The organism is Rhizobium mayense (assembly GCF_030272705.1).
Taxonomy (GTDB): domain Bacteria; phylum Pseudomonadota; class Alphaproteobacteria; order Rhizobiales; family Rhizobiaceae; genus Rhizobium; species Rhizobium mayense.
The window spans coordinates 73,396-95,713 of the sequence record NZ_JARFYM010000014.1 but is presented as its reverse complement, the minus strand read 5'-3'; the positions used below and the strand labels follow the sequence as shown (position 1 = coordinate 95,713).

Here is a 22,318-nt window from a genome sequence, read left to right as displayed (position 1 = left end):
CATGCATGTTATCGTCACGGGGGGCTCAAGCGGTATCGGTCTGGCGATAGCCAGGCTCTATGCCGCAAGAGGCGATCGGGTTTCCCTTCTCGCCCGTCACTTCGGACGCCTGGAGCAGGCACGCATCGAGATCGCTGCGAGCCCGGGCGCTGATCTTTCCCGCATCCAGGTTGCCTGCGTCGACGTCGCATCCGCCAATCAGGTTCTGGAAGCCGTTGAGACCTGCGAACACGCCTTCGGGGCCTGCGACGTCCTGGTTGCCTCGGCTGGCATCGTCGAGCCCTCCGCTTTCGAAAGGATGCCAGCCGCGGTATTTGACGAACAGATCGCCACCAATCTCATCGGAACGGCGAATGTCGTGCGCGCCGTCTATAAGGGGATGAAAACGCGCCGCGGTGGCAAGATCATGATGATCTCCTCCGGCGCCGCCTTGATCGGCATTTACGGCTACACCGCCTATTGCGCTTCCAAGTCGGCATTGGCCGGATTTGCGGAGGCTCTAGGCGCCGAGGCGGGCATTTCCGGGGTGCGTGTCTCCATCTGTTTTCCGCCGGATACGCTCACTCCGCAATATAGCCGTGAACTGCCCATGCGGCCCGCGGAAGCGGAACTCCTCATGGGCGCCGTCAAACCGTGGAGTGCCGAAGCCGTGGCGGCGAAAATTGTCCACAGCCTGGATCGCGGCAGAACGCGGATCCATTTCGGATTATCGCTGACCGCTCTCGGTTATTTCGGTCCGCTGATAAAGCCGCTGTTGATGTGGTGGTTTTCCCACAGGCTGAGAAAAATATCTCGGCAAGGCCGAGATGGAAGTCTTTCCGAAGTGATGAATGGAGGCTTTGATCATAGAAGGTGAAAGCATTCTCCATATTTCATTTGATGCTCCTGCGATCCCGAGGGGACGCGGATAAAAAACAATAAAATTTAGACTTGGCGACTGATCCCTTCCGATTTTGGAAGGAGCTGCCGCAGACTACTATATTCGGACGGTGTTGTTTTGAGACTTCATGATTTTCCGGCTCTTTTGACGGTTGCCTGCTTCGCTTTTTCCTGTGTCGTCATTTTCTTGACCGACCCCTTTGCGATGCCTGCTGCCGTCAACAAGCAAAATCATACAGAGAGAAGTTTGAAGCGGCTGACTTTTGAGTGGGCTGCAAGAATTCCCGTCATCGCTCTCGTCTATGCCTTCTTCTTCGCGATTTCCTGGCGTCCGATTTACGGTGCGCAGGGTGCGATCAGTTTCTTCGTCATCTTCACCGGCATTTCGCGTGCAAAATTCGAGTTCATCCGTGAGCCTCTGGTATTCTCCGACATCGCCCTGGTGGTCGATGTTTTCAAATACCAGGAGATTTTCTACGCGACGTCTCTGAACGTCGTCTTTTGGGTCATCGCGCTCTCCTACGTGTTCGGCGTCAGCGCGCTTTATATGTATTTCGAGCCGTCGATCCTGCCCAGCAAATACGGCGTCTTTTGGATTCTCGTGATGCTGGCGGTTGCCTTCGGTCCTTGGCTCGCCTTGTTCAGCAGGATCGTCAGTGGACCCGTCTGTCGTTTCACGCAGAATGTTCTCGGCAAGGTCGACGTCAAGAAGGATACGGTCAGGTTCGGCACGTTCGAATCCGTCGTCTTTCATTTCGTCATCTGGATGGGCGTCAGGCGCGAAGCGATCGTCACGCAACTATCCGAACGCTTCATTTCCGCCCTTCATGACCTTTGGGAACATGGCGACGACGAACCGCTGATCGTCATATGGCAATCCGAATCCTTCATCGACCTCCGGCATTTCGACGTGAAAGATGTCAAATTGCCCAACCTCGACCGGCTGCGGGATCAGGCAGCACAATGGGGCCGCATGACCAGCGTCTTCGAGGGAGGTTATACGCTCCGCACAGAGTTTGCGGTGTTGAGCGGTCTCTTGCCCGAAAACGTCCATATCGACGCGAGCTACCCCTATTTGCGCGCCAGTCACTACAAGGATGTCGTGTGGCCACAGAGACTGCGAAAGGCCGGCTGGAAGACGCAATTCATCCATCCCTACGACAAGACCTTTTTTCTGCGCCACAAGGCCATGCCACAGCTCGGTTTCGACCGGATGATGATGCTGGACGAATTCGACCACCGGCCCGAGCGTGACGGCCCCTATGTCAGCGACCTGTCGCTGACGAAAAGCGTGATTCGCGCAATCGACGGGGATGGCGTCGGGAAAAATTTTGTCTTCGTCGCTTCCATGGCGAATCATGGGCCTTGGGAGCCCGGTCGCTGTGGAGACCTGACGAATCCGGTGGATATCTATAGCGAACTGCTGATGCGCGCCGACCATGCGCTGGGCAATCTTGCGCATCATCTGGATCGGCTCGACCGTCCAGTGTGGCTGTTGTTTTACGGCGATCACGCACCGCTGCTGAAGGCCTTCGCCGATCCCTTTCCCGATCCGCGCACGGACTACATCATCGTTCCGCTTGGCCGCGCGCGATCGCACTCGCAAAAGCCGAAGCCATCGCAGGAAGAGGCGCCGTGGAATCTCATCGGCACGTTACTGCGTTATGCCGGGCTCAGCACCGAGGTTCCGGAGTGATGGCTGAGAGGCAGGGGGACGCAGCGGCTTCTCAGCGCGTCTTCCTTTTCCTGCAAGGGCCGTCCTCACCGCTTTTCACCGAAATCGCCTGGGGATTAGAGGCCGCTGGCCACCGATGCATCCGTATCAACTTGAACCTTGGCGATTGGATATTCTGGCGTCGTCGCGGCGCCCTCAATTATCGCGGCGCCTTTGCCGGCTGGCGCCATTACGTTCGCCGCCGAATCGAGGCCGGCAAGGTCACCGACGTGATTCTTCTCGGTGAAGAGCGTCCGTATCATCAAGTCGCCATCGAAGAGGCGCGGCAACAGGGCGCCAGCATCAATGTCGTCGAGATGGGATATCTGCGGCCGGATTGGGTAACGATCGAGCGCGACGGAATGTCATCCAATTCCCGCTTTCCTGTCGATCCGCTGTACATCGTGGAGGCCGCCGCGAGCCTTCCCGAGCCGGATTGGACCCGCCGCTTCAGCCACAGCTTCCTGGCGGAGGCGGCATATGATCTCCTTTACAATATTCCCAACGCTTTTCTGTGGTTTCTCTATCCCGGCTACAAGCGCCATGCGCTCTATCATCCGCTGGTGGAATATGCGGGCTGGCTCCGCCGGCTGCCGTCGAGCGGCCGGCGCGCAAGGGAGGCTGAGGCAACGACCGAGCGCTTGATCGCCGACAAAACGCGCTTCTTCGTCTACCCACTGCAGCTTCAGACGGATTATCAACTGCGCTCCCACTCGCCCTTCAATCGGCAGCAGGATGCTATCCGTCAGATCATGCGGTCCTTCGTCGCGCATGCAACTTCCGACTCGCATCTGGTGGTAAAGCTTCATCCGCTCGACAACGACCTCGTCGATTGGAAAGGCTATATCGACGCCATCTGCGCGGAGCTCGGCTTGTCGTCCCGTGTTCATTTTATCGACGGCGGCAATCTCGAAAAACTGATCACGGCGAGCCAAGGTGTGGTGACGGTCAATTCTACCGTCGCACTTTCTGCCCTGCAGGCTGACAGGCCGGTAAAAGCCCTGGGAGCGGCTATCTACGATATCGAAGGCCTGACCGACCAGCGGCCGTTGGATCTTTTCTGGGGCAATCCGGCAACACCGTCACCGGATATTCGCAGCGCATTTCTGAAGCTACTTGCCGCGTCCGTCCAGGTGCGCGGGAATTTCTATTCCCGCGCCGGCGCACGATCGGCATCGGCTGAAATCGTCAAACGTCTTTTGTCGCAGACCGTCAACCTGCCGGCCGCCTATATCGATCCGCCACCACGGCGAAGGCCGATGAAGATCAATATTCCTTGATCGCGTGTTTGAGGATTGAGCAGGAATCAATGACAAGCCTCGGAAAAGCGACGGTGTACATCTTCCACTAGGCATAAGAACAACCCTGGTATCATTAACCCTGAAATTGCCATGCCGGCCACTTATGTCGAGGTTCATAGTGAACTGAACGCAGCGATTCGACGTTGGGACAAAGAGCGAATAACCGGTTTGCAGGGAGCAAACGTCATGGATGGCAGCAAGATGGGACGCTTTATGCTGGAGGAGCTGCTCGCAATCATCGCAGCGCTCGTGCTTGTTTCCGCAGTACTTCTGACGATCGTGATCGCGGGTAATTATTGAGCGGGAACGGCGTACGGCGTTTGCACCGTTGCAGCACGCAAAAAAGCGCTACGAAGCAGCCCGAAAGCCGCGATCTCAGCCAATCAAATTTCATGTTTGGAAAATGGTGGGCGATGAGAGACTCGAACTCCCGACATCCTCGGTGTAAACGAGGCGCTCTACCAACTGAGCTAATCGCCCGTCATGCAAGCGGGTCGTTGGCCCGCCGCGTTCAGTGGCCGTGATCTATGCGGAACGGCAAAAAACCGCAAGAGTGTTTGTGAAGATTTTTTGATTTTTTTGATGGCGTCGCTCCTCCGAGTCGATATCGACACCATGTCCTTTCGCGAAAGCAGCCTTGCCGGGAAGCGTGTATGAGCCGCTTTTGAAATGCGTGAGGCGCGAACCTGCCATGCCAAATCGGCTGAGCCGGAATGCGTCGGCGAAGGTTGTGCAAACAATTCGCTCTCTGTCATGGATTTGTATTTAAACCTGCTTGACACCCAAACACGAACCCCGTAGTTAGCCGCTCATCGAACGGCGAGAGACCGCTTTGATGGGTGCGAAAGCATCCGGAATGCTTGAAATGAAATGCGGGTGTAGCTCAGTCGGTTAGAGTGCCGGCCTGTCACGCCGGAGGTCGCGGGTTCGAGCCCCGTCACTCGCGCCATTTTCAAGCACTTATTCCGGATTTCCGCCTGGCCGATAGGTCAAACGATGCGCGGGTGTAGCTCAGTCGGTTAGAGTGCCGGCCTGTCACGCCGGAGGTCGCGGGTTCGAGCCCCGTCACTCGCGCCATTTGCTTCAAGCCATTACAATCAATCATCAATTTGCTGCGACTGCGAAAACACCGTTCCGCGTTTGCGCGGATTTGTCGCGATATCGTTGCAGCTTGTTGATAAGCCCGGTTCGGTAGTGCTTGAAACGACACATTCAAAAGGCTTGCGCCCGCGCTCCGGCTGCGCTAACCACGGCTTTGTTGCAACGCTCTTTCGCTTGGCTTGGGCATTTGCTCAGAGGCGCCGCCCCGGCGCCCATGGCAAGCAGGGATGGACATGATGACTGGACTGCTCAGTTCCTATATTCCGATAGCGATTTTCATTGGTATTGCCGTGGTGATCGGCCTGGCGTTGTTGATTACGCCGTTTGCCGTCGCCTTCAAGGCGCCTGACTCGGAAAAGCTGTCGGCTTACGAATGCGGCTTCAACGCATTCGATGACGCCCGCATGAAGTTCGACATCCGCTTCTATCTTGTGTCGATTCTCTTCATCATCTTTGACCTGGAAGTCGCCTTCCTTTTCCCCTGGGCCGTATCTTTCGGTGCGATCGGCTGGTTCGGGTTCTGGTCGATGATGGTGTTCCTGGCGGTGCTGACCATCGGCTTTATCTATGAATGGAAGAAGGGAGCGCTCGAATGGGAGTAGCCCAAAGCAACACGACGCTCGTTGCGCCGCAACCGAAGGGGATCATCGATCCCTCAACCGGCAAGCCCGTTGGCAGCAATGACCCGTTCTTCGGCGAGATCAACAATGAACTCGCCGACAAGGGCTTTTTGGTCACCTCGACCGACGAGCTGATCAACTGGGCCCGTACCGGCTCGCTAATGTGGATGACCTTCGGTCTCGCTTGCTGCGCCGTCGAAATGATGCAGGTTTCCATGCCGCGTTACGACGTCGAGCGTTTCGGTTTTGCGCCACGCGCCTCGCCGCGTCAGTCCGACGTCATGATTGTTGCCGGCACGCTGACCAACAAGATGGCTCCGGCTCTGCGCAAGGTCTACGACCAGATGCCGGAACCGCGCTACGTCATCTCGATGGGCTCCTGCGCCAACGGCGGCGGCTACTATCATTATTCCTATTCTGTTGTGCGCGGCTGCGACCGCGTCGTGCCGATCGACATCTATGTACCGGGCTGTCCTCCCACGGCGGAGGCGCTGCTTTACGGCGTGCTTCTGCTGCAGAAGAAAATCCGGCGCACCGGCACGATCGAACGGTAAGGCAGGGGACAAGGCAATATGAGTGAAGCCCTGAACGAACTCGCCACCTATCTCACCGAAATTCGCGGCACGCTGATTTCGTCGTTCGAGATCAAGTATGGCGAGCTGAACGTGACGACGACGGCCGCAAACGTGGTCGCGCTGCTGACGTTCCTGCGTGATGATGCCAAATGCGGTTTCGTCAACCTGACGGATATTTGCGGCGTCGACTGGCCGCAGCGTCCCGATCGTTTCGATGTCGTCTATCACCTGCTGTCGCCGAAGAAGAACCTGCGCATCCGCGTCAAGGTTCCCGTCGCCGAAGATCAGCCGGTTCCCTCGGCCTGCAGCGTCTATCCCGGCGCCGATTGGTTCGAACGCGAAACCTGGGACATGTACGGCGTTCTCTTCACCGGCCACCCCGATCTGCGCCGCCTCCTGACCGACTACGGCTTCGAAGGCCACCCGCTGCGCAAGGATTTCCCGACCACTGGTTTCGTTGAAGTTCGTTATGACGACGCTGCCAAGCGCGTCATCTACGAGCCGGTCGAGTTGAAGCAGGAATTCCGTAACTTCGACTTCTTGTCCCCCTGGGAAGGCACGGACTACGTGCTGCCGGGCGATGAGAAGGCGAAACAATAAAAGGCAATAGGCAGTAGCCAATAGGCAACAGGAGAATGGCGAACGGCGATTAATTCCTACCAGGACCTTACAGTGTGGCAGCGCTCCTTGGATCTTGCCGTTGAATGTTATGCTCTTACTAAGGAATTTCCGAAGGAAGAGATTTACGGCTTGGTTTCACAAATACGGCGCGCATCCGTATCGGTCGCGGCCAACATCGCAGAAGGTTATGGGCGAGAAGCTACAGGGGCTTACGTTCATCATCTCAAGATTGCACAAGGGTCGCTGAAGGAATTGGAAACGCATCTGATATTGTCAACACGAGTAGAGATCGTCGCCTTTGAGCGAATTAAGGCGACGATGTCCTCGGGTGATGAAATCGGCAAGATGCTACGATCGCTTATCCGCCGGTTGCAGGACGAACGACATGGATATGAGAGCTAACGGTTACACTATTGCCTATTGCCTATTGGCTAATGCCTGCAATAAGCGGAGCGCATTGCAATGACAGAACACAACGTTCGCAACTTCAACATCAATTTCGGTCCGCAGCACCCGGCTGCGCACGGCGTTTTGCGTCTTGTCCTCGAATTGGACGGCGAAATTGTGGAACGCGTCGATCCGCATATCGGCCTGCTGCATCGCGGTACGGAAAAGCTGATCGAAACGAAGACCTACCTGCAGGCCGTTCCTTATTTCGATCGCCTCGACTACGTGGCGCCGATGAACCAGGAACATGCCTATGCCCTGGCCGTCGAAAAGCTGCTCGGCCTCGATATCCCGATTCGCGGCCAGTTGATCCGCGTGCTCTATTCCGAAATCGGCCGCATCCTGTCGCATCTGCTGAACGTGACGACGCAGGCCATGGACGTCGGTGCGCTAACGCCGCCGCTCTGGGGCTTCGAAGAGCGCGAAAAGCTGATGGTATTCTATGAGCGTGCCTCGGGCTCGCGCATGCATGCCGCCTATTTCCGTCCGGGCGGCGTTCACCAGGATCTGCCGGAAAAGCTGGTGCAGGATATCGGCGACTGGTGCGATCCCTTCCTGAAGGCGCTCGACGATATCGACGAGCTGCTCACCGGCAACCGCATTTTCAAGCAGCGCAACGTCGATATCGGCGTCGTGTCGCTGGAAGACTGTTGGGCCTGGGGCTTCTCGGGCGTCATGGTCCGCGGCTCGGGCGCCGCATGGGATCTGCGCCGCGCGCAGCCCTATGAATGCTATTCCGATCTCGAATTCGATATTCCGATCGGGAAGAACGGCGACTGCTATGACCGTTACTTGATCCGCATGATCGAGATGCGCCAGTCCGTCCGCATCATGAAGCAGTGCGTCAACCGTCTGCTCGGCGATGCCAAGACCGGACCGGTGTCTTCGCTCGACGGCAAGGTCGTGCCGCCGAAGCGCGGTGAGATGAAGCGCTCGATGGAAGCGCTGATCCACCACTTCAAGCTCTACACCGAAGGCTATCACGTGCCGGCCGGCGAGGTTTACGCCGCCGTCGAAGCGCCGAAGGGCGAGTTCGGCGTCTATCTCGTCTCCGACGGTTCGAACAAGCCGTATCGCTGCAAGATCCGCGCTCCGGGCTATGCACATCTGCAGGCCATGGATTTCATGTGCCGCGGCCATCTGCTTGCCGACGTCGCGGCCGTGCTCGGTTCGCTCGACATCGTGTTCGGTGAGGTGGATCGCTGATGCAGCTTTGGCCGGTCATCGTCGCTGCGGTTTTTGTTGCTTCCGGAGCTTCGGCTCAGCAGGTCGGCAAGACGCAGGCGTTGCCCAGCATCTCTGTGCAAGGTTCGAATGCGAAAAGCTCGAATAGTGCCAAGAGTGGAAATACGGCTTCGCAGAGCGCGACATCGACCATGGCCGATCTCGTGTCACGCGGCTATGAAATAAAGGCCGCTGTGCCGAATGGCGGCAAGTTCGTTGTGTTTATGCAGAAAGACCAGTCGGCCTATGCCTGCGAATTTTCGTCTCTGACGGATACGCGGTGTGGGTCCTTAAACTGAGATAAGGCGTGAAAGATGTCCGTTCGTCGACTAGCCGAAGATCAATTCCAGCCTGCCGCATTCGCCTTTAACCAGGAGAATGCGGTCTGGGCGGAAAAGACGATCAAGAAATATCCCGAGGGCCGCCAGCAATCCGCGATCATCCCGCTGATGATGCGTGCGCAGGAGCAGGACGGCTGGGTCACCAAGGCGGCCATCGAAAAGATCGCCGATATGCTTGATATGGCCTATATCCGCGCGCTCGAGGTCGCCACCTTCTACACGCAGTTCCAACTGCATCCGGTCGGCAGCCGCGCCCATATCCAGGTGTGCGGCACGACGCCCTGCATGTTGCGCGGCGCCGAAGGCCTGGTGAAGGTCTGCAAGAGCCGGATCGCCGACCATGCTCTGGAGCGCAATGCCGAAGGCACGCTCTCCTGGGAAGAGGTCGAATGTCAGGGCGCCTGCGTCAACGCACCGATGGTCGTGATCGGCAAGGATACCTATGAGGATCTGACGCCGGAACGTCTCGAAGAGATCATCGATGCATTCGTCGCAGGCAAGGGCAGCGAAGTCCCGACCGGCCCGCAGATCGATCGTATTTTCTCTGCACCGGAAGGTGGTTTGACGTCGCTCATGGATTCGCCGAAGCCGGCGACGAAGAAGAAGTCCAGTGCTAAGGTTGCTGCGGAGACTGTCGCCGTGCCGGCATCCGAGGCAGCGGCCGTCGGCAACAAGGCTGAGTAAGAGGTAAGGTATGTTACAGGATCAGGATCGCATCTTTACCAATATCTACGGTCTCAAGGACAAGTCCCTGAAAGGCGCGATGGCGCGCGGCCATTGGGATGGCACGAAGCAGATCCTCGAAAAGGGCCGGGACTGGATCGTCAACGAGATGAAGGCTTCCGGCCTTCGCGGTCGTGGTGGCGCAGGCTTCCCGACTGGCCTGAAGTGGTCCTTCATGCCGAAGGAAAGCGATGGCCGTCCGCACTATCTCGTCGTCAACGCCGACGAGTCCGAGCCGGGCACCTGCAAGGACCGCGATATCATGCGCCACGATCCGCATACGCTGATCGAAGGCTGCGTCATTGCCGGTTTCGCCATGGGCGCCCACACGGCCTATATCTATGTCCGCGGCGAATACATGCGCGAACGCGAAGCCCTGCAGGCGGCGATCGATGAATGTTACGATGCTGGACTTCTGGGCAAAAACAACAAGCTCGGCTGGGATTTTGATGTTTTTGTCCATCACGGCGCCGGCGCTTATATCTGCGGCGAAGAAACCGCGCTGCTCGAAAGCCTGGAGGGCAAGAAGGGCCAGCCGCGCCTGAAGCCGCCGTTCCCGGCCAATATGGGTCTCTATGGCTGCCCGACGACCGTCAACAACGTCGAGTCGATCGCCGTCGCCCCGACGATCCTGCGTCGCGGCGCCAGCTGGTTCTCCTCCTTCGGTCGTCCGAACAATGTCGGCACGAAGCTGTTCATGCTTTCCGGCCACGTCAATCGTCCGTGCACGGTGGAAGAATCGATGGGCATCACCTTCCGCGAACTGGTCGAGAAGCATGGCGGCGGCATTCGTGGCGGCTGGGACAATCTGCTTGCCGTCATCCCTGGTGGCGCGTCGTGCCCGGTCGTTCCGGCGGCCGACATCATTGATTGCCCGATGGATTTCGACGGCCTGCGTGAGGTCAAATCGTCCTTCGGTACGGCAGCAGCGATCGTCATGGACAAGTCGACAGACATCATCAAGGCGATTGCCCGTATCTCGGCCTTCTTCAAGCATGAAAGCTGCGGCCAGTGCACGCCGTGCCGTGAAGGCACCGGCTGGATGTGGCGCGTGCTGGAGCGCATGGCCCGGGGCAATGCGCAGAAGCGCGAAATCGACATGCTGTTCCAGGTGACGAAGCAGATCGAAGGTCATACCATCTGCGCGCTCGGCGACGCCGCCGCGTGGCCGGTACAGGGCCTGATCCGCAACTTCCGCCCGGAAATCGAAAAGCGCATCGACCAGTATACGGCCAATGCGACAAGCCACGGCGCGGTGCTGGAAGCGGCCGAGTAAGGACGATCATGGCGAAGACCACAGATACCAGGCAGAATAGCGGAGCGGCCGATGCATCGGCTGATCTCAGCCGTATTGCCGCGGACATGCTTCGGAATTCGCCTGCCTTGCCGATCCACCCGTTGATGTCGCATCCGGCGGCTGCATTTGCCGCCGCGACCGCGATCGGGTTCGGTTTCTCGTCGCAGATGGCGGGTGCGTTCTTCGGCGCGCTGCAAGGCGTGGTCGACGCGACCAACAAGCTCGCTGTTGCGCTCGACGAGAAGAACAATGCCGTTGCCGAGCCTAAGCCGGCAGCAAAGATTGATGGGGCAGGGGAGCCGAAGCCGGTGACGGCATCGCCCGCTGCCAAGCCGACCAAAGCAAAGCCGGCTGAGGTGAAGAAGGTCGAGCCGAAGCGGGTCGCAGCGAAGATATCGCCAGCGGAGGTGCTGGCCAAGCCCAGGACCAAGGCCAAAGCCGTTGCTGCGGAGCCGGTTGCAACAAGGCCAGCGGCGGCGCGTAGCCGCAAGGTCGCCGCTAAAGTGGATGACCTGAAGCGGATTTCGGGCATCGGTCCGAAGTTGGAGCAGGTTTTGAACGGGCGAGGCATTCAGCGCTTTGTCGATATCGCGGCCTGGAACGACGCGGATATCGAGCGGATCGATACGGACCTTGGTTTCGACGGCCGTATCCGTCGCGATGACTGGGTTGGTCAGGCAAAAGCGCTCCTGCCGAAGGGCCGGGGTTGAGACTTTTCTTCGGCTATCCCCAAGCGGCCGAAGAGCGTGAAACAAAGCGGTGAGCATGTTGCGGGCGTGGCCCGCGATGTTTCAGCCGGCGTGCTGATCTTGTGGGGGCAAGGTTCGGCAAAGGTGATTGTGAGCAAGACCGGTGCCACACGGCTCAAATGCCGTGCCGCTGGCGAGACGGTATTGCGGTCATGAAATTGTCTGCGGCCAGGTACGGCGGCAGACGTGACATAGGACTGAGTGGACGATGGCAAAACTGAAGATTGACGGTAAAGAGATCGAAGTTCCGGATCACTACACGCTTATCCAGGCGTGCGAGGAAGCCGGCGCCGAAGTCCCGCGCTTCTGCTTCCATGAACGACTGTCGGTGGCCGGCAATTGCCGCATGTGCCTTGTCGAGGTGAAGGGTGGCCCGCCGAAGCCGCAGGCATCCTGCGCCATGGGCGTACGCGACATCCGCGGCGGCCCGAACGGTGAGCTTCCGGAAGTCTTCACCAACACGCCGATGGTCAAGAAGGCCCGCGAAGGCGTGATGGAATTCCTGCTGATCAACCACCCGCTGGATTGCCCGATCTGCGACCAGGGTGGCGAATGCGACCTGCAGGACCAGGCCATGGCCTTCGGCATCGACAGCTCGCGCTATCAGGAAGACAAGCGCGCCGTCGAAGACAAGTATATCGGCCCGCTCGTCAAGACCGTGATGAACCGCTGCATCCACTGCACACGCTGCGTTCGCTTCACGACGGAAGTTGCCGGCATTTCCGAACTCGGCCTGATCGGCCGCGGCGAAGATGCGGAAATCACCACCTATCTCGAGCAGGCGATGACCTCCGAACTGCAGGGCAATGTCGTCGACCTTTGCCCGGTCGGTGCGCTGACCTCGAAGCCCTTCGCCTTCACGGCCCGTCCGTGGGAACTGAACAAGACCGAATCGATCGACGTCATGGACGCGCTCGGCTCGGCTATCCGCGTCGATACCCGCGGCCGTGAAGTCATGCGCGTCCTGCCGCGCGTCAACGAGCAGATCAATGAAGAATGGATCTCGGACAAGACCCGCTTCATCTGGGACGGCCTGAAGACGCAGCGTCTCGACAAGCCCTATGTCCGCAGGGATGGACGCCTGCAGGCTTCGACGTGGAGCGACGCCTTCGCCGCCATCAAGTCCGCGGTTGCTGCCACCAGCGGCGACAAGATCGGCGCGATTGCCGGCGACCTCGCTTCTGTCGAAGAGATGTACGCGCTCTCCGAGCTGCTGAAGTCGCTGGGATCGGAAAATCTCGACTGTCGCCAGGACGGGACGGCGCTTGATCCGTCGCTTGGCCGTGCAAGCTACATCTTCAACCCGAGCATCGAGGGCATCGAAGCTGCAGATGCGCTGCTGATCATCGGCGCCAACCCGCGCTCCGAAGCGGCCGTGCTGAACTCGCGTATCCGCAAGCGCTGGCGCCGCGGCAAGTTCCCGATTGGCGTGATCGGCGAACATGCGGACCTGCGTTACTCCTATGATTATTTCGGCGCTGGCCCGGATACGCTCGCCGATGTCGTCAGCGGTTCGCATGCCTTTGCCGATGTTCTGAAGAACGCCGAAAAGCCGATGATCATCATCGGCCAGGGCGCGCTCATCCGCGAAGACGGCGCTGAGGTGCTGGCGAATGCCGCCAAGCTCGCCTCCGCTGTCGGCGTCGTGAAGGACGGTTGGAACGGTTTTGCCGTGCTGCACACCGCGGCTTCACGTGTCGGTGGTCTTGACCTCGGCTTCGTGCCGGGCGCAAAGGGCGTCAATGCTGCTGCGATGCTCTCCTCGATGGACGTTCTGTTCCTGCTCGGCGCTGACGAGCTGGACTTCACCCGCAAGAGCGCGAAGTTCACCGTCTATATCGGCTCGCATGGCGACAACGGCGCGCACAATGCCGACGTCATCCTGCCGGCGGCCACCTACACCGAAAAGTCGGGCACCTGGGTCAACACCGAAGGCCGCGTTCAGATGGGCAACCGTGCCGGTTTCGCACCGGGCGACGCCCGCGAGGACTGGGCCATCATTCGTGCCCTTTCCGACGTGCTCGGCAAGAAGCTTCCCTTTGATTCGTTGAGAGAATTGCGCGCCAGGCTCTATGCTGCTTTCCCGCATTTCGCAGGCATCGACGAGATCGCCGAAGGCGATAGCGCCCAAATTGTCGCAGTCGCGAAAAAAGCCGGCGCGATGACGAAATCCGGGTTTGCTTCGCCGATCAAAGACTTCTATTTGACGAACCCGATAGCGCGTGCCTCTGCCGTCATGGCGGAGTGCTCGGCATTGGCCCGCAACAATTTCCAGGCTGCGGCAGAGTAAGGGCAAAGGACTATGGATTCATTCGTTTCGACCTATCTTTGGCCGGCGCTGATTATCATCGGTCAGTCCCTGCTGCTCCTGGTCTGCCTGCTGATCTTCATCGCCTATATCCTTCTTGCCGACCGCAAGATCTGGGCGGCGGTTCAGCTGCGCCGCGGCCCGAACGTCGTCGGTCCCTTCGGCCTGTTCCAGTCCTTCGCCGACCTTCTAAAGTTCATGGTCAAGGAGCCGATCATCCCGGCCGGCGCCAACAAGACCGTCTTCCTGCTGGCCCCACTTGTTTCCGTTGTTCTGGCGCTGTCCACATGGGCCGTCGTGCCAGTGGCGCATGGCTGGGTCATCGCCGATATCAATGTCGGCATCCTCTACATTCTGGCGATTTCGTCGCTCGAAGTGTACGGCATCATCATGGGCGGCTGGGCTTCGAACTCGAAGTATCCGTTCCTCGGCGCGCTGCGTTCTGCGGCGCAGATGGTGTCCTATGAAGTCTCGATCGGCTTCGTCATCGTCACCGTGTTGCTCTGCGTCGGTTCGTTGAACCTGACCGATATCGTCATGTCGCAGCAGACCGGCCTCGGCACCAAGCTCGGCTTGCCGGCTTCGTTCCTTGACTGGCACTGGCTGTCGCTGTTCCCGATGTTCATCGTGTTCTTCATTTCGGCGCTGGCTGAAACGAACCGTCCGCCCTTCGATCTTCCGGAAGCGGAATCGGAACTGGTTGCCGGCTTCATGGTCGAATATGGCTCCTCGCCTTACATGATGTTCATGCTCGGCGAATATGCCGCCGTCGTTCTGATGTGCTCGCTGACCACGATCCTCTTCCTCGGTGGCTGGCTGCCGCCGATCGATATCTGGATCCTGAACTGGGTCCCGGGCATCATCTGGTTCCTGCTGAAGTCGTGCCTCGTCTTCTTCATGTTCGCGATGGTCAAGGCGTTCGTGCCGCGCTACCGCTACGACCAGCTCATGCGTCTCGGCTGGAAGGTGTTCCTACCGCTGTCGCTGGCCATGGTCGTTATCGTTGCATTCGTGCTGAAGCTGACAGGATGGGCATGATGATGTCGATCCTCGCTTCAAGCAGATTTGGAGGTTGAAGATGGCCGGAATTTCCAACGCCGTCAGCTCGCTGTTCCTTAAGGAATTCGTCGGCGCATTCTTTCTGTCGATGCGCTATTTCTTCAAGCAGAAGGCGACGATCAATTATCCCTTTGAAAAGGGACCGGTCAGCCCGCGCTTCCGCGGTGAACATGCGTTGCGTCGCTATCCGAATGGCGAAGAGCGCTGCATCGCCTGCAAGCTCTGCGAAGCCATCTGTCCTGCTCAGGCCATTACCATCGAGGCTGGCCCGCGCCGCAACGACGGCACCCGCCGCACGGTTCGCTACGACATCGACATGGTGAAGTGCATCTATTGCGGCTTCTGCCAGGAGGCATGCCCGGTCGACGCTATCGTCGAAGGGCCGAACTTCGAATTCGCCACCGAAACCCGCGAAGAGCTTTACTTCGACAAGGCGCGGCTTCTGGAAAATGGCGACCGCTGGGAACGCGAAATCGCGCGCAACATCGCGATGGACTCGCCGTACCGCTAAGCGGAATTTTGAATATGCCGTGACGGGCGGCCGAGATTGTCGCCGTCACGGTGGAATAGAGACCGGGGCTTTGCCGGACATTTGTCCAGTTAAGTCCCATCGGGCAGGGAAACTCCCGGCTGCCCGGGGGAAGACGAAAAAGGCACCAACATGGGTCTGCAGGCTCTTTTTTTCTATATCTTCGCCTTTGTCGCTGTGGCGTCGGCGTTCATGGTTATCTCGTCGCGGAATCCGGTCCATTCGGTCCTGTTCCTCATCCTGGTCTTCTTTAATGCGGCCGGCCTCTTCCTCCTGATGGGGGCGGAATTCTTGGCGATGATCCTGCTGGTCGTCTATGTCGGCGCCGTCGCGGTTCTCTTCCTCTTTGTCGTCATGATGCTCGATATCGACTTCTCCGAGCTCAGGGCAGGCATTCTGGAATATGCGCCGGTCGGCGCACTGATCGGCATCATCCTCGCCGCCGAACTGATCGTCGTCATCGGCGGCAGCGTGATTTCGCCAACGATTGCCAAGTCGGTCGCGATGCCTATCCCGGCGCTGACGGCCCGGACGAACACCGCAGCACTCGGCGACGTGCTTTATACCAACTACGTTTATTTCTTCGAGATCGCCGGCCTGGTGCTCCTGGTCGCGATGATCGGCGCGATCGTGCTGACGCTGAAGCATCGCACGCACATCAAGCGCCAGAGCATTCCCCAACAGGTCGCCCGCACGCCCGCGACCGCCGTCGAGGTGGTCAAGGTCAAGCCGGGGCAGGGCGTCTGAGGCGAGCACGAGGGTTAAAGGAACAAGAATATGGTCATCGGACTTTCCCACTACCTGACGGTCAGCGCCATCCTTTTCGTGCTCGGCGTCTTCGGCATCTTCCTGAACCGCAAGAACGTCATCATCATCCTGATGTCGATCGAACTCATTCTGCTCGCGGTCAACATCAACATGGTCGCCTTCTCAACGTTCCTCAATGATATCGTCGGCCAGGTTTTCGCTCTGTTCATTCTGACTGTTGCCGCTGCCGAAGCGGCCATCGGTCTTGCAATTCTCGTCGTCTTCTACCGCAACCGCGGTTCGATCGCGGTCGAAGACGTCAACATGATGAAGGGCTGATAAAGCTATGTTTTTATATAAGGCTATCGTCTTTCTTCCCTTGATCGGCGCGATTATCGCCGGCCTGTTCGGCCGCGGGATCGGTGCCAAGGCTTCGGAATATGTCACCAGCGGCTTGATGATCATCGCCGCGGTTCTGTCCTGGATCGTCTTCTTCACGGTCGCGCTTGGTCATACCGATGGCCCGATCAAGGTCGAAGTGCTGCGCTGGATCCAGTCCGGCGGCATCGACGCCTCCTGGACGCTGCGCATCGATACGCTGACCTCGGTGATGCTGATCGTCGTGAACACGGTTTCGACCCTCGTTCATGTCTACTCGATCGGATACATGCATCACGATCCGCATCGTCCGCGCTTCTTCGCCTACCTTTCGCTCTTCACCTTCGCCATGCTGATGCTGGTGACCTCCGACAACCTCGCCCAGATGTTCTTCGGCTGGGAAGGCGTCGGTCTGGCCTCCTATCTGCTCATCGGTTTCTGGTACAAGAAGCCCTCGGCATCCGCGGCTGCGATAAAGGCCTTCATCGTCAACCGCGTTGGCGACTTCGGTTTCGTGCTCGGCATCGCTGGCGTCTTCGTTCTCTTCGGCTCGATCAATTTCGACGTCATCTTCGGCAACGCACAGAGCTTTGCCGCAGGGCAGGGCGGTCAGCCGGGCGATATCGTGCTCAACCTTTTCGGCATGCACCTTGACCGTGCGCATGCACTGACCGGCGTCTGTCTGCTGCTCTTCATGGGCGCGATGGGCAAGTCGGCGCAGTTCCTGCTGCACACATGGCTGCCGGACGCTATGGAAGGCCCGACCCCGGTGTCGGCGCTCATCCATGCGGCGACCATGGTCACCGCCGGTGTCTTTCTCGTCGCCCGCATGTCGCCGATCTTCGAACTGTCCCCGGATGCCCTGACCTTTGTCACCGTCATCGGTGCGATCACTGCCTTCTTCGCGGCGACGGTCGGCCTGGTGCAGAACGACATCAAGCGCGTCATCGCTTACTCGACCTGTTCGCAGCTCGGCTATATGTTCGTCGCACTCGGCGTCGGCGCCTATGGCGCGGGCATCTTCCACCTGTTCACGCACGCCTTCTTCAAGGCCCTGCTGTTTCTCGGCGCCGGTTCGGTCATTCACGCCGTCGACGGTGAGCAGGATATGCGCCACATGGGCGGCCTGCGTACGCACATCAACAAGACCTTCTGGGTCATGATTATCGGCACCGTAGCGATCACCGGCGTCGGCATTCCCTTCACCCATTTCGGTTTTGCGGGCTTTATTTCGAAGGATGCGATCATCGAGGCTGCCTATGCTTCGCACAGTTCGGTCGCGGGCTTCGCCTTTACGCTCCTGGTCATCGCAGCTCTGTTCACCAGCTTCTACTCGTGGCGCCTGATCTTCATGACCTTCTTCGGCAAACCCCGCGCTTCGCACGAGGTCATGCATCACGTGCATGAATCCCCGAACGTCATGCTGATCCCGCTCTATCTGCTGGGGCTTGGAGCTATCCTCGCCGGCATGGTCTTCAGAAGCGATTTCGTTGGCGAGGCCTATGGCGAGTTCTGGAAGACTGCGCTGTTTACACTGCCCACGAACCATATCTTCGAAGAGATGGAACATGTTCCGGCTTGGGTGAGCGTCAGCCCGTTCGTTGCCATGCTGCTCGGCTTCGTGCTGGCCTGGTACATGTACATCCGGTCGCCGGAGACGCCGCGCATCCTCGCACAGCAGCATCGCGTGCTCTACGAGTTCCTCTTGAACAAGTGGTACTTCGACGAACTCTATGACTTCCTCTTCGTACGCTCCGCCAAAGCGCTTGGTCGCTTCCTCTGGCAGAAGGGCGATATCGGGGTCATCGACGGGATCGGCCCGAACGGTGTCGCCGCTCGCGTCGTCGATGTCACCAACCGCGTCGTTCGCCTGCAGACCGGTTACCTCTATCACTATGCCTTCGCGATGCTGCTCGGCATTGCAGCCCTCGTTACCTGGATGATGCTCGGGAGTTCCCTCTGATGACCGATTGGCCTATTCTTTCAACGGTCACGTTCCTGCCGCTGGTAGGCGTTCTTCTCCTGCTGTTCATGCGGGATGACGGACCCAACGGCCGCCGCAACATCCTGAACGTATCGCTCCTGACGACGGTCTTCACCTTCATCGTCTCGCTGTTCGTCTGGATTGGCTTCGACAACGCCAATCCAGGCTTCCAGATGATCGAGAAGCATGACTGGCTCACCTCCGGCATCAGCTATCACATGGGCGTCGACGGCATTTCCATGCTGTTCGTCATCCTGACGACCTTCCTGATGCCCTTCTGCGTGCTGGCGAGCTGGCTTTCGGTCGAGAAGCGCCTGAAGGATTACATGATCGCCTTCCTCGTCCTCGAGACGATGATGGTCGGCGTGTTTACGTCGCTGGATATCGTGTTGTTCTACGTCTTCTTCGAAGCGGGCCTCATTCCGATGTTCCTGATCATCGGTGTCTGGGGCGGCAGGGATCGCGTTTACGCCAGCTACAAGTTCTTCCTCTATACGCTGCTCGGTTCTGTGCTGATGCTGCTCGCCATCATGGCGATGTACTGGCAGTCCGGCACGACGGATATCCCGACGCTGCTCGCCTACAAGTTCCCGCCGCAGATGCAGATATGGCTGTGGCTGGCGTTCTTCGCCTCGTTCGCGGTGAAGATGCCGATGTGGCCGGTGCACACCTGGCTGCCCGATGCGCACGTTCAGGCGCCGACCGCGGGCTCGGTCATCCTGGCCGGTATTCTTCTGAAGCTCGGCGGCTATGGTCTCATCCGCTTCTCGATCGGCATGTTCCCGAACGCATCGGAATATTTCGCGCCGCTCGTCTATGCCCTGTCTGTCATCGCAATCATCTACACCTCGCTGGTGGCGCTGATGCAGGAAGACATGAAGAAGCTGATCGCCTATTCCTCGGTTGCGCACATGGGCTATGTGACTATGGGCATCTTCGCGGCCAACCAGCAGGGTGTTCAGGGCGCGATCTTTCAGATGCTGTCGCACGGCATTGTCTCGGGCGCGCTCTTCCTTTGCGTCGGCGTGATCTATGACCGCACCCATACCCGCGAGATCGCGGCCTATGGCGGTCTCGTCAGCAATATGCCGAAATACGCCGTCGCGATGATGGTCTTCACCATGGCCAATGTCGGTCTGCCCGGCACCTCCGGCTTCATCGGTGAGTTCCTAACCCTGATCGGCGTCTTCCGCGCCAACACCTGGGTCGCGCTGTTTGCTGCCACCGGCGTTATTCTTTCAGCCGCTTATGCGCTTTGGCTCTACCGCCGCATCATCTTCGGCGCGCTGGAGAAGGAAAACCTCAAGAAGCTGCTGGATCTGTCGCCGCGCGAACAGCTCATCCTCTATCCGCTGATCGCGCTGACGATTTTCTTCGGCGTCTATCCGGCTCCGATCTTCGATGCGACAGCCGCTTCGGTGGATCTGCTCGTGAACAACTACACCGCAGCCCTGCACGCCGCGCAGAATGTTGCGCTGTCGATGAATTGATGACGGGACTTATTCGACATGACTGCTGACACAATTCTTGCAAGCCTGCATCTTTCCATCCCGGAGCTCATCCTCGCGGTCGGTGCGCTTGTGCTGCTCATGATCGGCGTCTTTGCCGGCGAACGGTCGGGACCGACGGTCACCGGCCTTGCCATTGCGGTTCTCGCGGTGGCCGGTCTCTGGATCATCTTCGTGCCGGGCGAAGGCCTGGCTTACGGCGGCGCCTATCTCGCCGACGGCTTCTCGCGCTTCATGAAGATCGTGGCCGTGGTGGGTTCGATCGTTGCCATGTTCATGAGCATGGGGCAGGCGCGCGAGCAGCAGCTCGATCGCTTCGAATTCCCCGTGCTGCTGCTACTGGCGACCCTCGGCATCCTGCTGATGATCTCGGCGCATGATCTGATCTCGCTCTACCTGTCGCTGGAACTGCAGTCGCTGGCGCTATACGTCGTCGCCGCCATCAATCGCGATAGCATCAAGTCTACGGAAGCCGGCTTGAAGTATTTCGTGCTCGGCGCGCTGTCTTCGGGCATGCTGCTCTATGGCATGTCGCTGGTCTACGGTTTCACCGGTCACACCACCTTTGACGCCATCGCTGCGGCTCTCACCGCGGAAACCCGCTCGCTCGGCCTCGTCTTTGGTCTGGTCTTCGTTCTCGCGGGCCTGGCCTTCAAGATTTCCGCCGTGCCGTTCCACATGTGGACGCCGGACGTCTACGAAGGTGCGCCGACCCCGGTCACGGCCTTCTTTGCCGGTGCCCCGAAGGTCGCCGCCATGGCGATCCTGACCCGTATCGTCGTCACCGCTTTTCATCCGGTGCTCGCCGACTGGCAGCAGATCATCGTCTTCATCTCGATCGCTTCCATGCTGCTCGGCTCTTTCGCCGCGATCGGTCAGCGCAACTTCAAGCGTCTGATGGCCTATTCCTCCATCGGTCATATGGGTTATGCGCTGGTCGGCCTCGCTGCCGGCAACAAGACCGGCGTCTCCGGTGTCATGCTTTACATGGTCATCTACATGGTCATGACGCTCGGCTCCTTCGCCATCATCATGGCGATGCGTCGCAAGGATGGCCGCCAGGTTGAAAACATCGACGACCTCGCCGGTCTTTCAACGACCAATCCGTTCATGGCGGTGGTGCTGACGGCGCTGATGTTCTCGCTTGCCGGTATCCCGCCGCTGGCGGGCTTCTTCGGGAAGTACTTCGTCTTCGTCGCGGCTATTCAGGCCCATCTCTATGCGCTCGCCATCATCGGCGTTCTCGCATCGGTCGTCGGCGCCTACTACTATCTGCGCGTCATCAAGGTGATGTGGTTCGATGAAGCCAAGGACGAGTTCACCCGCACGGCCGGTTCGCTGCGTCTGGTCTTTGGCCTCTCCGGTCTCTTCGTCGTCGCCTATGTCTTCTTCGGCGGTGCTATCGGCGGTGCGGCCGATCTCGCTGCCGCGACGCTGTTTTGATGGCGTCTGACTTGAACAGCCGGAAGTCGCTCGCCGACTTCCGGCATGATGCTCTTTCAGAGACTGCGTCCACCAACAGCGAGTGCCTGGAACGGGCGCGGGCAGGTGATGCCGGCAATCTTTGGGTGACGGCGGGCCGCCAGACGGGTGGCCGCGGGCGCCGCGGGCGTCCATGGGTTTCCGAACGCGGCAACCTCTATGCTTCCCTTCTTCTGATTGATCCGGCTCCCGTGAATCGCCTCGGCTCTCTGCCCCTGGCCGTCGCGGTGGCTGTGCACCAGGCGGTGCGCAGCGTGTTGCCGGTGGCGGCCGAGCCTGTCGAGGTCAAGTGGCCGAATGACATTCTGATCGGTCGTAAGAAGACTTGCGGCATTTTGATCGAGGGAGAAGCTCTTCCCGATGGACGCCATGCGCTGGTGATCGGCATCGGCATCAATGTTTCTGTTATGCCGGAAAATCCGCACTACCCAGTCACCTGCCTGCATGAGCATGGCACGACAGTGTCGCCGGAAGAGTTGTTTGCGCATCTTTATGCGTCCATGGCTGAGACGCTCACTGTCTGGAACAGCGGCAAAGGCATTCGCGAGGTGACCGCACGTTGGCGCGAGGTCGCCTGCGGCATCGGCGAAAAGATCACTGTTAACCTGCCGGACCGGTCGATTTCCGGCCATTTCGTCGGAATCGATGATAATGGCTTGTTGATGCTCGATACCGGCGACGGCAAGATTTTGCCGATTGCTGCGGGCGACGTTTTTTTTAATCGTTAGGTA

The 22,318-nt window shown here is 59.0% G+C and carries 20 protein-coding genes, 3 tRNA genes and 1 pseudogene; 23 read left to right on the top strand and 1 reads right to left on the bottom strand.

Features of this window, described 5'->3' with window-relative positions; genetic code table 11:
- The first annotated feature begins 1 nt into the window (after nucleotide 1).
- The 3 genes from PY649_RS18330 (at nucleotide 2) to PY649_RS18320 (ending at nucleotide 3,873) form a co-directional block, all read left to right on the top strand.
- A complete protein-coding gene (locus PY649_RS18330; RefSeq protein WP_285870024.1) occupies nucleotides 2–856 on the top strand; it encodes an SDR family oxidoreductase in 855 nt (284 codons plus the stop codon).
- A 141-nt stretch (nucleotides 857–997) separates the two neighbouring features.
- Nucleotides 998–2,575, top strand: coding sequence for an LTA synthase family protein (locus PY649_RS18325; RefSeq protein ID WP_285870023.1), 1,578 nt, complete (start codon nucleotides 998–1,000; stop codon nucleotides 2,573–2,575).
- On the top strand, nucleotides 2,575–3,873 hold the full coding sequence (locus PY649_RS18320; RefSeq protein ID WP_285870022.1) for a capsule polysaccharide biogenesis protein: 1,299 nt from the start codon (nucleotides 2,575–2,577) through the stop codon (nucleotides 3,871–3,873). The genes PY649_RS18325 and PY649_RS18320 overlap by 1 nt, the downstream gene beginning before the upstream one ends.
- Before the next feature lie 425 nt (nucleotides 3,874–4,298).
- Here the strand turns inward: PY649_RS18320 and PY649_RS18315 are convergent.
- Nucleotides 4,299–4,374 (bottom strand) — tRNA-Val (locus PY649_RS18315).
- Between the two features lie 392 nt (nucleotides 4,375–4,766).
- Here PY649_RS18315 and PY649_RS18310 point away from each other — a divergent pair.
- From PY649_RS18310 to PY649_RS18215, 20 genes and pseudogenes are all read left to right on the top strand, one after another.
- Nucleotides 4,767–4,843: transfer RNA gene (locus PY649_RS18310), tRNA-Asp, on the top strand.
- A gap of 51 nt (nucleotides 4,844–4,894) precedes the next feature.
- Nucleotides 4,895–4,971 (top strand) — tRNA-Asp (locus PY649_RS18305).
- Between the two features lie 260 nt (nucleotides 4,972–5,231).
- Nucleotides 5,232–5,597 (top strand): NADH-quinone oxidoreductase subunit A, encoded by a 366-nt coding sequence (locus PY649_RS18300; protein ID WP_028754004.1) that lies wholly within the window; start codon nucleotides 5,232–5,234, stop codon nucleotides 5,595–5,597.
- Nucleotides 5,588–6,169 carry a NuoB/complex I 20 kDa subunit family protein gene (locus PY649_RS18295; RefSeq protein WP_285870021.1) on the top strand — a complete coding sequence of 194 codons (582 nt, stop codon included), beginning with the start codon at nucleotides 5,588–5,590 and terminating at the stop codon, nucleotides 6,167–6,169. Before PY649_RS18300 ends, PY649_RS18295 begins: the two co-directional genes overlap by 10 nt.
- Nucleotides 6,170–6,187: 18 nt before the next feature.
- Nucleotides 6,188–6,790: an NADH-quinone oxidoreductase subunit C gene (locus PY649_RS18290; RefSeq protein WP_285870020.1), complete on the top strand. Its 603-nt coding sequence runs from the start codon at nucleotides 6,188–6,190 to the stop codon at nucleotides 6,788–6,790.
- 48 nt (nucleotides 6,791–6,838) lie between these two features.
- Nucleotides 6,839–7,213: a four helix bundle protein gene (locus PY649_RS18285; protein ID WP_285870065.1), complete on the top strand. Its 375-nt coding sequence runs from the start codon at nucleotides 6,839–6,841 to the stop codon at nucleotides 7,211–7,213.
- Between the two features lie 60 nt (nucleotides 7,214–7,273).
- Nucleotides 7,274–8,464 carry an NADH-quinone oxidoreductase subunit D gene (locus PY649_RS18280; RefSeq protein WP_285870019.1) on the top strand — a complete coding sequence of 397 codons (1,191 nt, stop codon included), beginning with the start codon at nucleotides 7,274–7,276 and terminating at the stop codon, nucleotides 8,462–8,464.
- Nucleotides 8,464–8,781, top strand: a complete 318-nt coding sequence (locus tag PY649_RS18275; protein ID WP_285870018.1) for a hypothetical protein — start codon at nucleotides 8,464–8,466, stop codon at nucleotides 8,779–8,781. The genes PY649_RS18280 and PY649_RS18275 overlap by 1 nt, the downstream gene beginning before the upstream one ends.
- 15 nt (nucleotides 8,782–8,796) lie before the next feature.
- A pseudogene (nuoE, locus tag PY649_RS18270) lies at nucleotides 8,797–9,501 on the top strand (NADH-quinone oxidoreductase subunit NuoE); the annotation flags it as partial.
- 16 nt (nucleotides 9,502–9,517) lie between these two features.
- Nucleotides 9,518–10,822: an NADH-quinone oxidoreductase subunit NuoF gene (gene nuoF, locus PY649_RS18265; protein ID WP_285870016.1), complete on the top strand. Its 1,305-nt coding sequence runs from the start codon at nucleotides 9,518–9,520 to the stop codon at nucleotides 10,820–10,822.
- A gap of 8 nt (nucleotides 10,823–10,830) precedes the next feature.
- The gene (locus tag PY649_RS18260; protein WP_285870015.1) at nucleotides 10,831–11,553 is read left to right on the top strand and encodes a helix-hairpin-helix domain-containing protein; all 723 of its coding nucleotides are present in this window, start codon (nucleotides 10,831–10,833) and stop codon (nucleotides 11,551–11,553) included.
- 247 nt (nucleotides 11,554–11,800) lie between these two features.
- A complete protein-coding gene (gene nuoG, locus PY649_RS18255) occupies nucleotides 11,801–13,882 on the top strand; it encodes an NADH-quinone oxidoreductase subunit NuoG (protein ID WP_285870014.1) in 2,082 nt (693 codons plus the stop codon).
- Nucleotides 13,883–13,894: 12 nt separating this feature from the next.
- Nucleotides 13,895–14,938, top strand: coding sequence for an NADH-quinone oxidoreductase subunit NuoH (gene nuoH, locus PY649_RS18250; RefSeq protein ID WP_285870013.1), 1,044 nt, complete (start codon nucleotides 13,895–13,897; stop codon nucleotides 14,936–14,938).
- Nucleotides 14,939–14,978: 40 nt separating this feature from the next.
- Nucleotides 14,979–15,470 (top strand): NADH-quinone oxidoreductase subunit NuoI, encoded by a 492-nt coding sequence (nuoI, locus tag PY649_RS18245; protein WP_028754013.1) that lies wholly within the window; start codon nucleotides 14,979–14,981, stop codon nucleotides 15,468–15,470.
- 150 nt (nucleotides 15,471–15,620) lie between these two features.
- Nucleotides 15,621–16,235, top strand: a complete 615-nt coding sequence (locus PY649_RS18240; RefSeq protein WP_285870012.1) for an NADH-quinone oxidoreductase subunit J — start codon at nucleotides 15,621–15,623, stop codon at nucleotides 16,233–16,235.
- 30 nt (nucleotides 16,236–16,265) lie between these two features.
- Nucleotides 16,266–16,574 (top strand): NADH-quinone oxidoreductase subunit NuoK, encoded by a 309-nt coding sequence (nuoK, locus tag PY649_RS18235; RefSeq protein ID WP_285870011.1) that lies wholly within the window; start codon nucleotides 16,266–16,268, stop codon nucleotides 16,572–16,574.
- A 7-nt stretch (nucleotides 16,575–16,581) separates the two neighbouring features.
- Nucleotides 16,582–18,576: an NADH-quinone oxidoreductase subunit L gene (nuoL, locus tag PY649_RS18230; protein WP_285870010.1), complete on the top strand. Its 1,995-nt coding sequence runs from the start codon at nucleotides 16,582–16,584 to the stop codon at nucleotides 18,574–18,576.
- A complete protein-coding gene (locus tag PY649_RS18225; RefSeq protein ID WP_285870009.1) occupies nucleotides 18,576–20,087 on the top strand; it encodes an NADH-quinone oxidoreductase subunit M in 1,512 nt (503 codons plus the stop codon). Before nuoL ends, PY649_RS18225 begins: the two co-directional genes overlap by 1 nt.
- A gap of 18 nt (nucleotides 20,088–20,105) precedes the next feature.
- Entirely contained in the window at nucleotides 20,106–21,548 is a 1,443-nt protein-coding gene (gene nuoN, locus PY649_RS18220) for an NADH-quinone oxidoreductase subunit NuoN (RefSeq protein WP_285870008.1), read from the top strand.
- Entirely contained in the window at nucleotides 21,548–22,315 is a 768-nt protein-coding gene (locus PY649_RS18215) for a biotin--[acetyl-CoA-carboxylase] ligase (protein WP_285870007.1), read from the top strand. Before nuoN ends, PY649_RS18215 begins: the two co-directional genes overlap by 1 nt.
- Nucleotides 22,316–22,318: the final 3 nt, after the last annotated feature.

What these genes read in the sequence shown, in the direction of transcription:
- PY649_RS18225 (WP_285870009.1), top strand. Translation starts at nt 18,576, where the DNA reads ATGACCGATTGGCCTATTCTTTCAACGGTCACGTTCCTGCCGCTGGTA.
- PY649_RS18280 (WP_285870019.1), top strand. Translation starts at nt 7,274, where the DNA reads ATGACAGAACACAACGTTCGCAACTTCAACATCAATTTCGGTCCGCAG.
- PY649_RS18295 (WP_285870021.1), top strand. Translation starts at nt 5,588, where the DNA reads ATGGGAGTAGCCCAAAGCAACACGACGCTCGTTGCGCCGCAACCGAAG.
- nuoH (WP_285870013.1), top strand. Translation starts at nt 13,895, where the DNA reads ATGGATTCATTCGTTTCGACCTATCTTTGGCCGGCGCTGATTATCATC.
- nuoN (WP_285870008.1), top strand. Translation starts at nt 20,106, where the DNA reads ATGACTGCTGACACAATTCTTGCAAGCCTGCATCTTTCCATCCCGGAG.
- PY649_RS18300 (WP_028754004.1), top strand. Translation starts at nt 5,232, where the DNA reads ATGACTGGACTGCTCAGTTCCTATATTCCGATAGCGATTTTCATTGGT.
- PY649_RS18275 (WP_285870018.1), top strand. Translation starts at nt 8,464, where the DNA reads ATGCAGCTTTGGCCGGTCATCGTCGCTGCGGTTTTTGTTGCTTCCGGA.
- nuoL (WP_285870010.1), top strand. Translation starts at nt 16,582, where the DNA reads ATGTTTTTATATAAGGCTATCGTCTTTCTTCCCTTGATCGGCGCGATT.
- nuoG (WP_285870014.1), top strand. Translation starts at nt 11,801, where the DNA reads ATGGCAAAACTGAAGATTGACGGTAAAGAGATCGAAGTTCCGGATCAC.
- nuoI (WP_028754013.1), top strand. Translation starts at nt 14,979, where the DNA reads ATGGCCGGAATTTCCAACGCCGTCAGCTCGCTGTTCCTTAAGGAATTC.
- nuoF (WP_285870016.1), top strand. Translation starts at nt 9,518, where the DNA reads ATGTTACAGGATCAGGATCGCATCTTTACCAATATCTACGGTCTCAAG.
- PY649_RS18240 (WP_285870012.1), top strand. Translation starts at nt 15,621, where the DNA reads ATGGGTCTGCAGGCTCTTTTTTTCTATATCTTCGCCTTTGTCGCTGTG.
- PY649_RS18215 (WP_285870007.1), top strand. Translation starts at nt 21,548, where the DNA reads ATGGCGTCTGACTTGAACAGCCGGAAGTCGCTCGCCGACTTCCGGCAT.
- nuoK (WP_285870011.1), top strand. Translation starts at nt 16,266, where the DNA reads ATGGTCATCGGACTTTCCCACTACCTGACGGTCAGCGCCATCCTTTTC.
- PY649_RS18290 (WP_285870020.1), top strand. Translation starts at nt 6,188, where the DNA reads ATGAGTGAAGCCCTGAACGAACTCGCCACCTATCTCACCGAAATTCGC.
- PY649_RS18330 (WP_285870024.1), top strand. Translation starts at nt 2, where the DNA reads ATGCATGTTATCGTCACGGGGGGCTCAAGCGGTATCGGTCTGGCGATA.
- PY649_RS18260 (WP_285870015.1), top strand. Translation starts at nt 10,831, where the DNA reads ATGGCGAAGACCACAGATACCAGGCAGAATAGCGGAGCGGCCGATGCA.
- PY649_RS18320 (WP_285870022.1), top strand. Translation starts at nt 2,575, where the DNA reads ATGGCTGAGAGGCAGGGGGACGCAGCGGCTTCTCAGCGCGTCTTCCTT.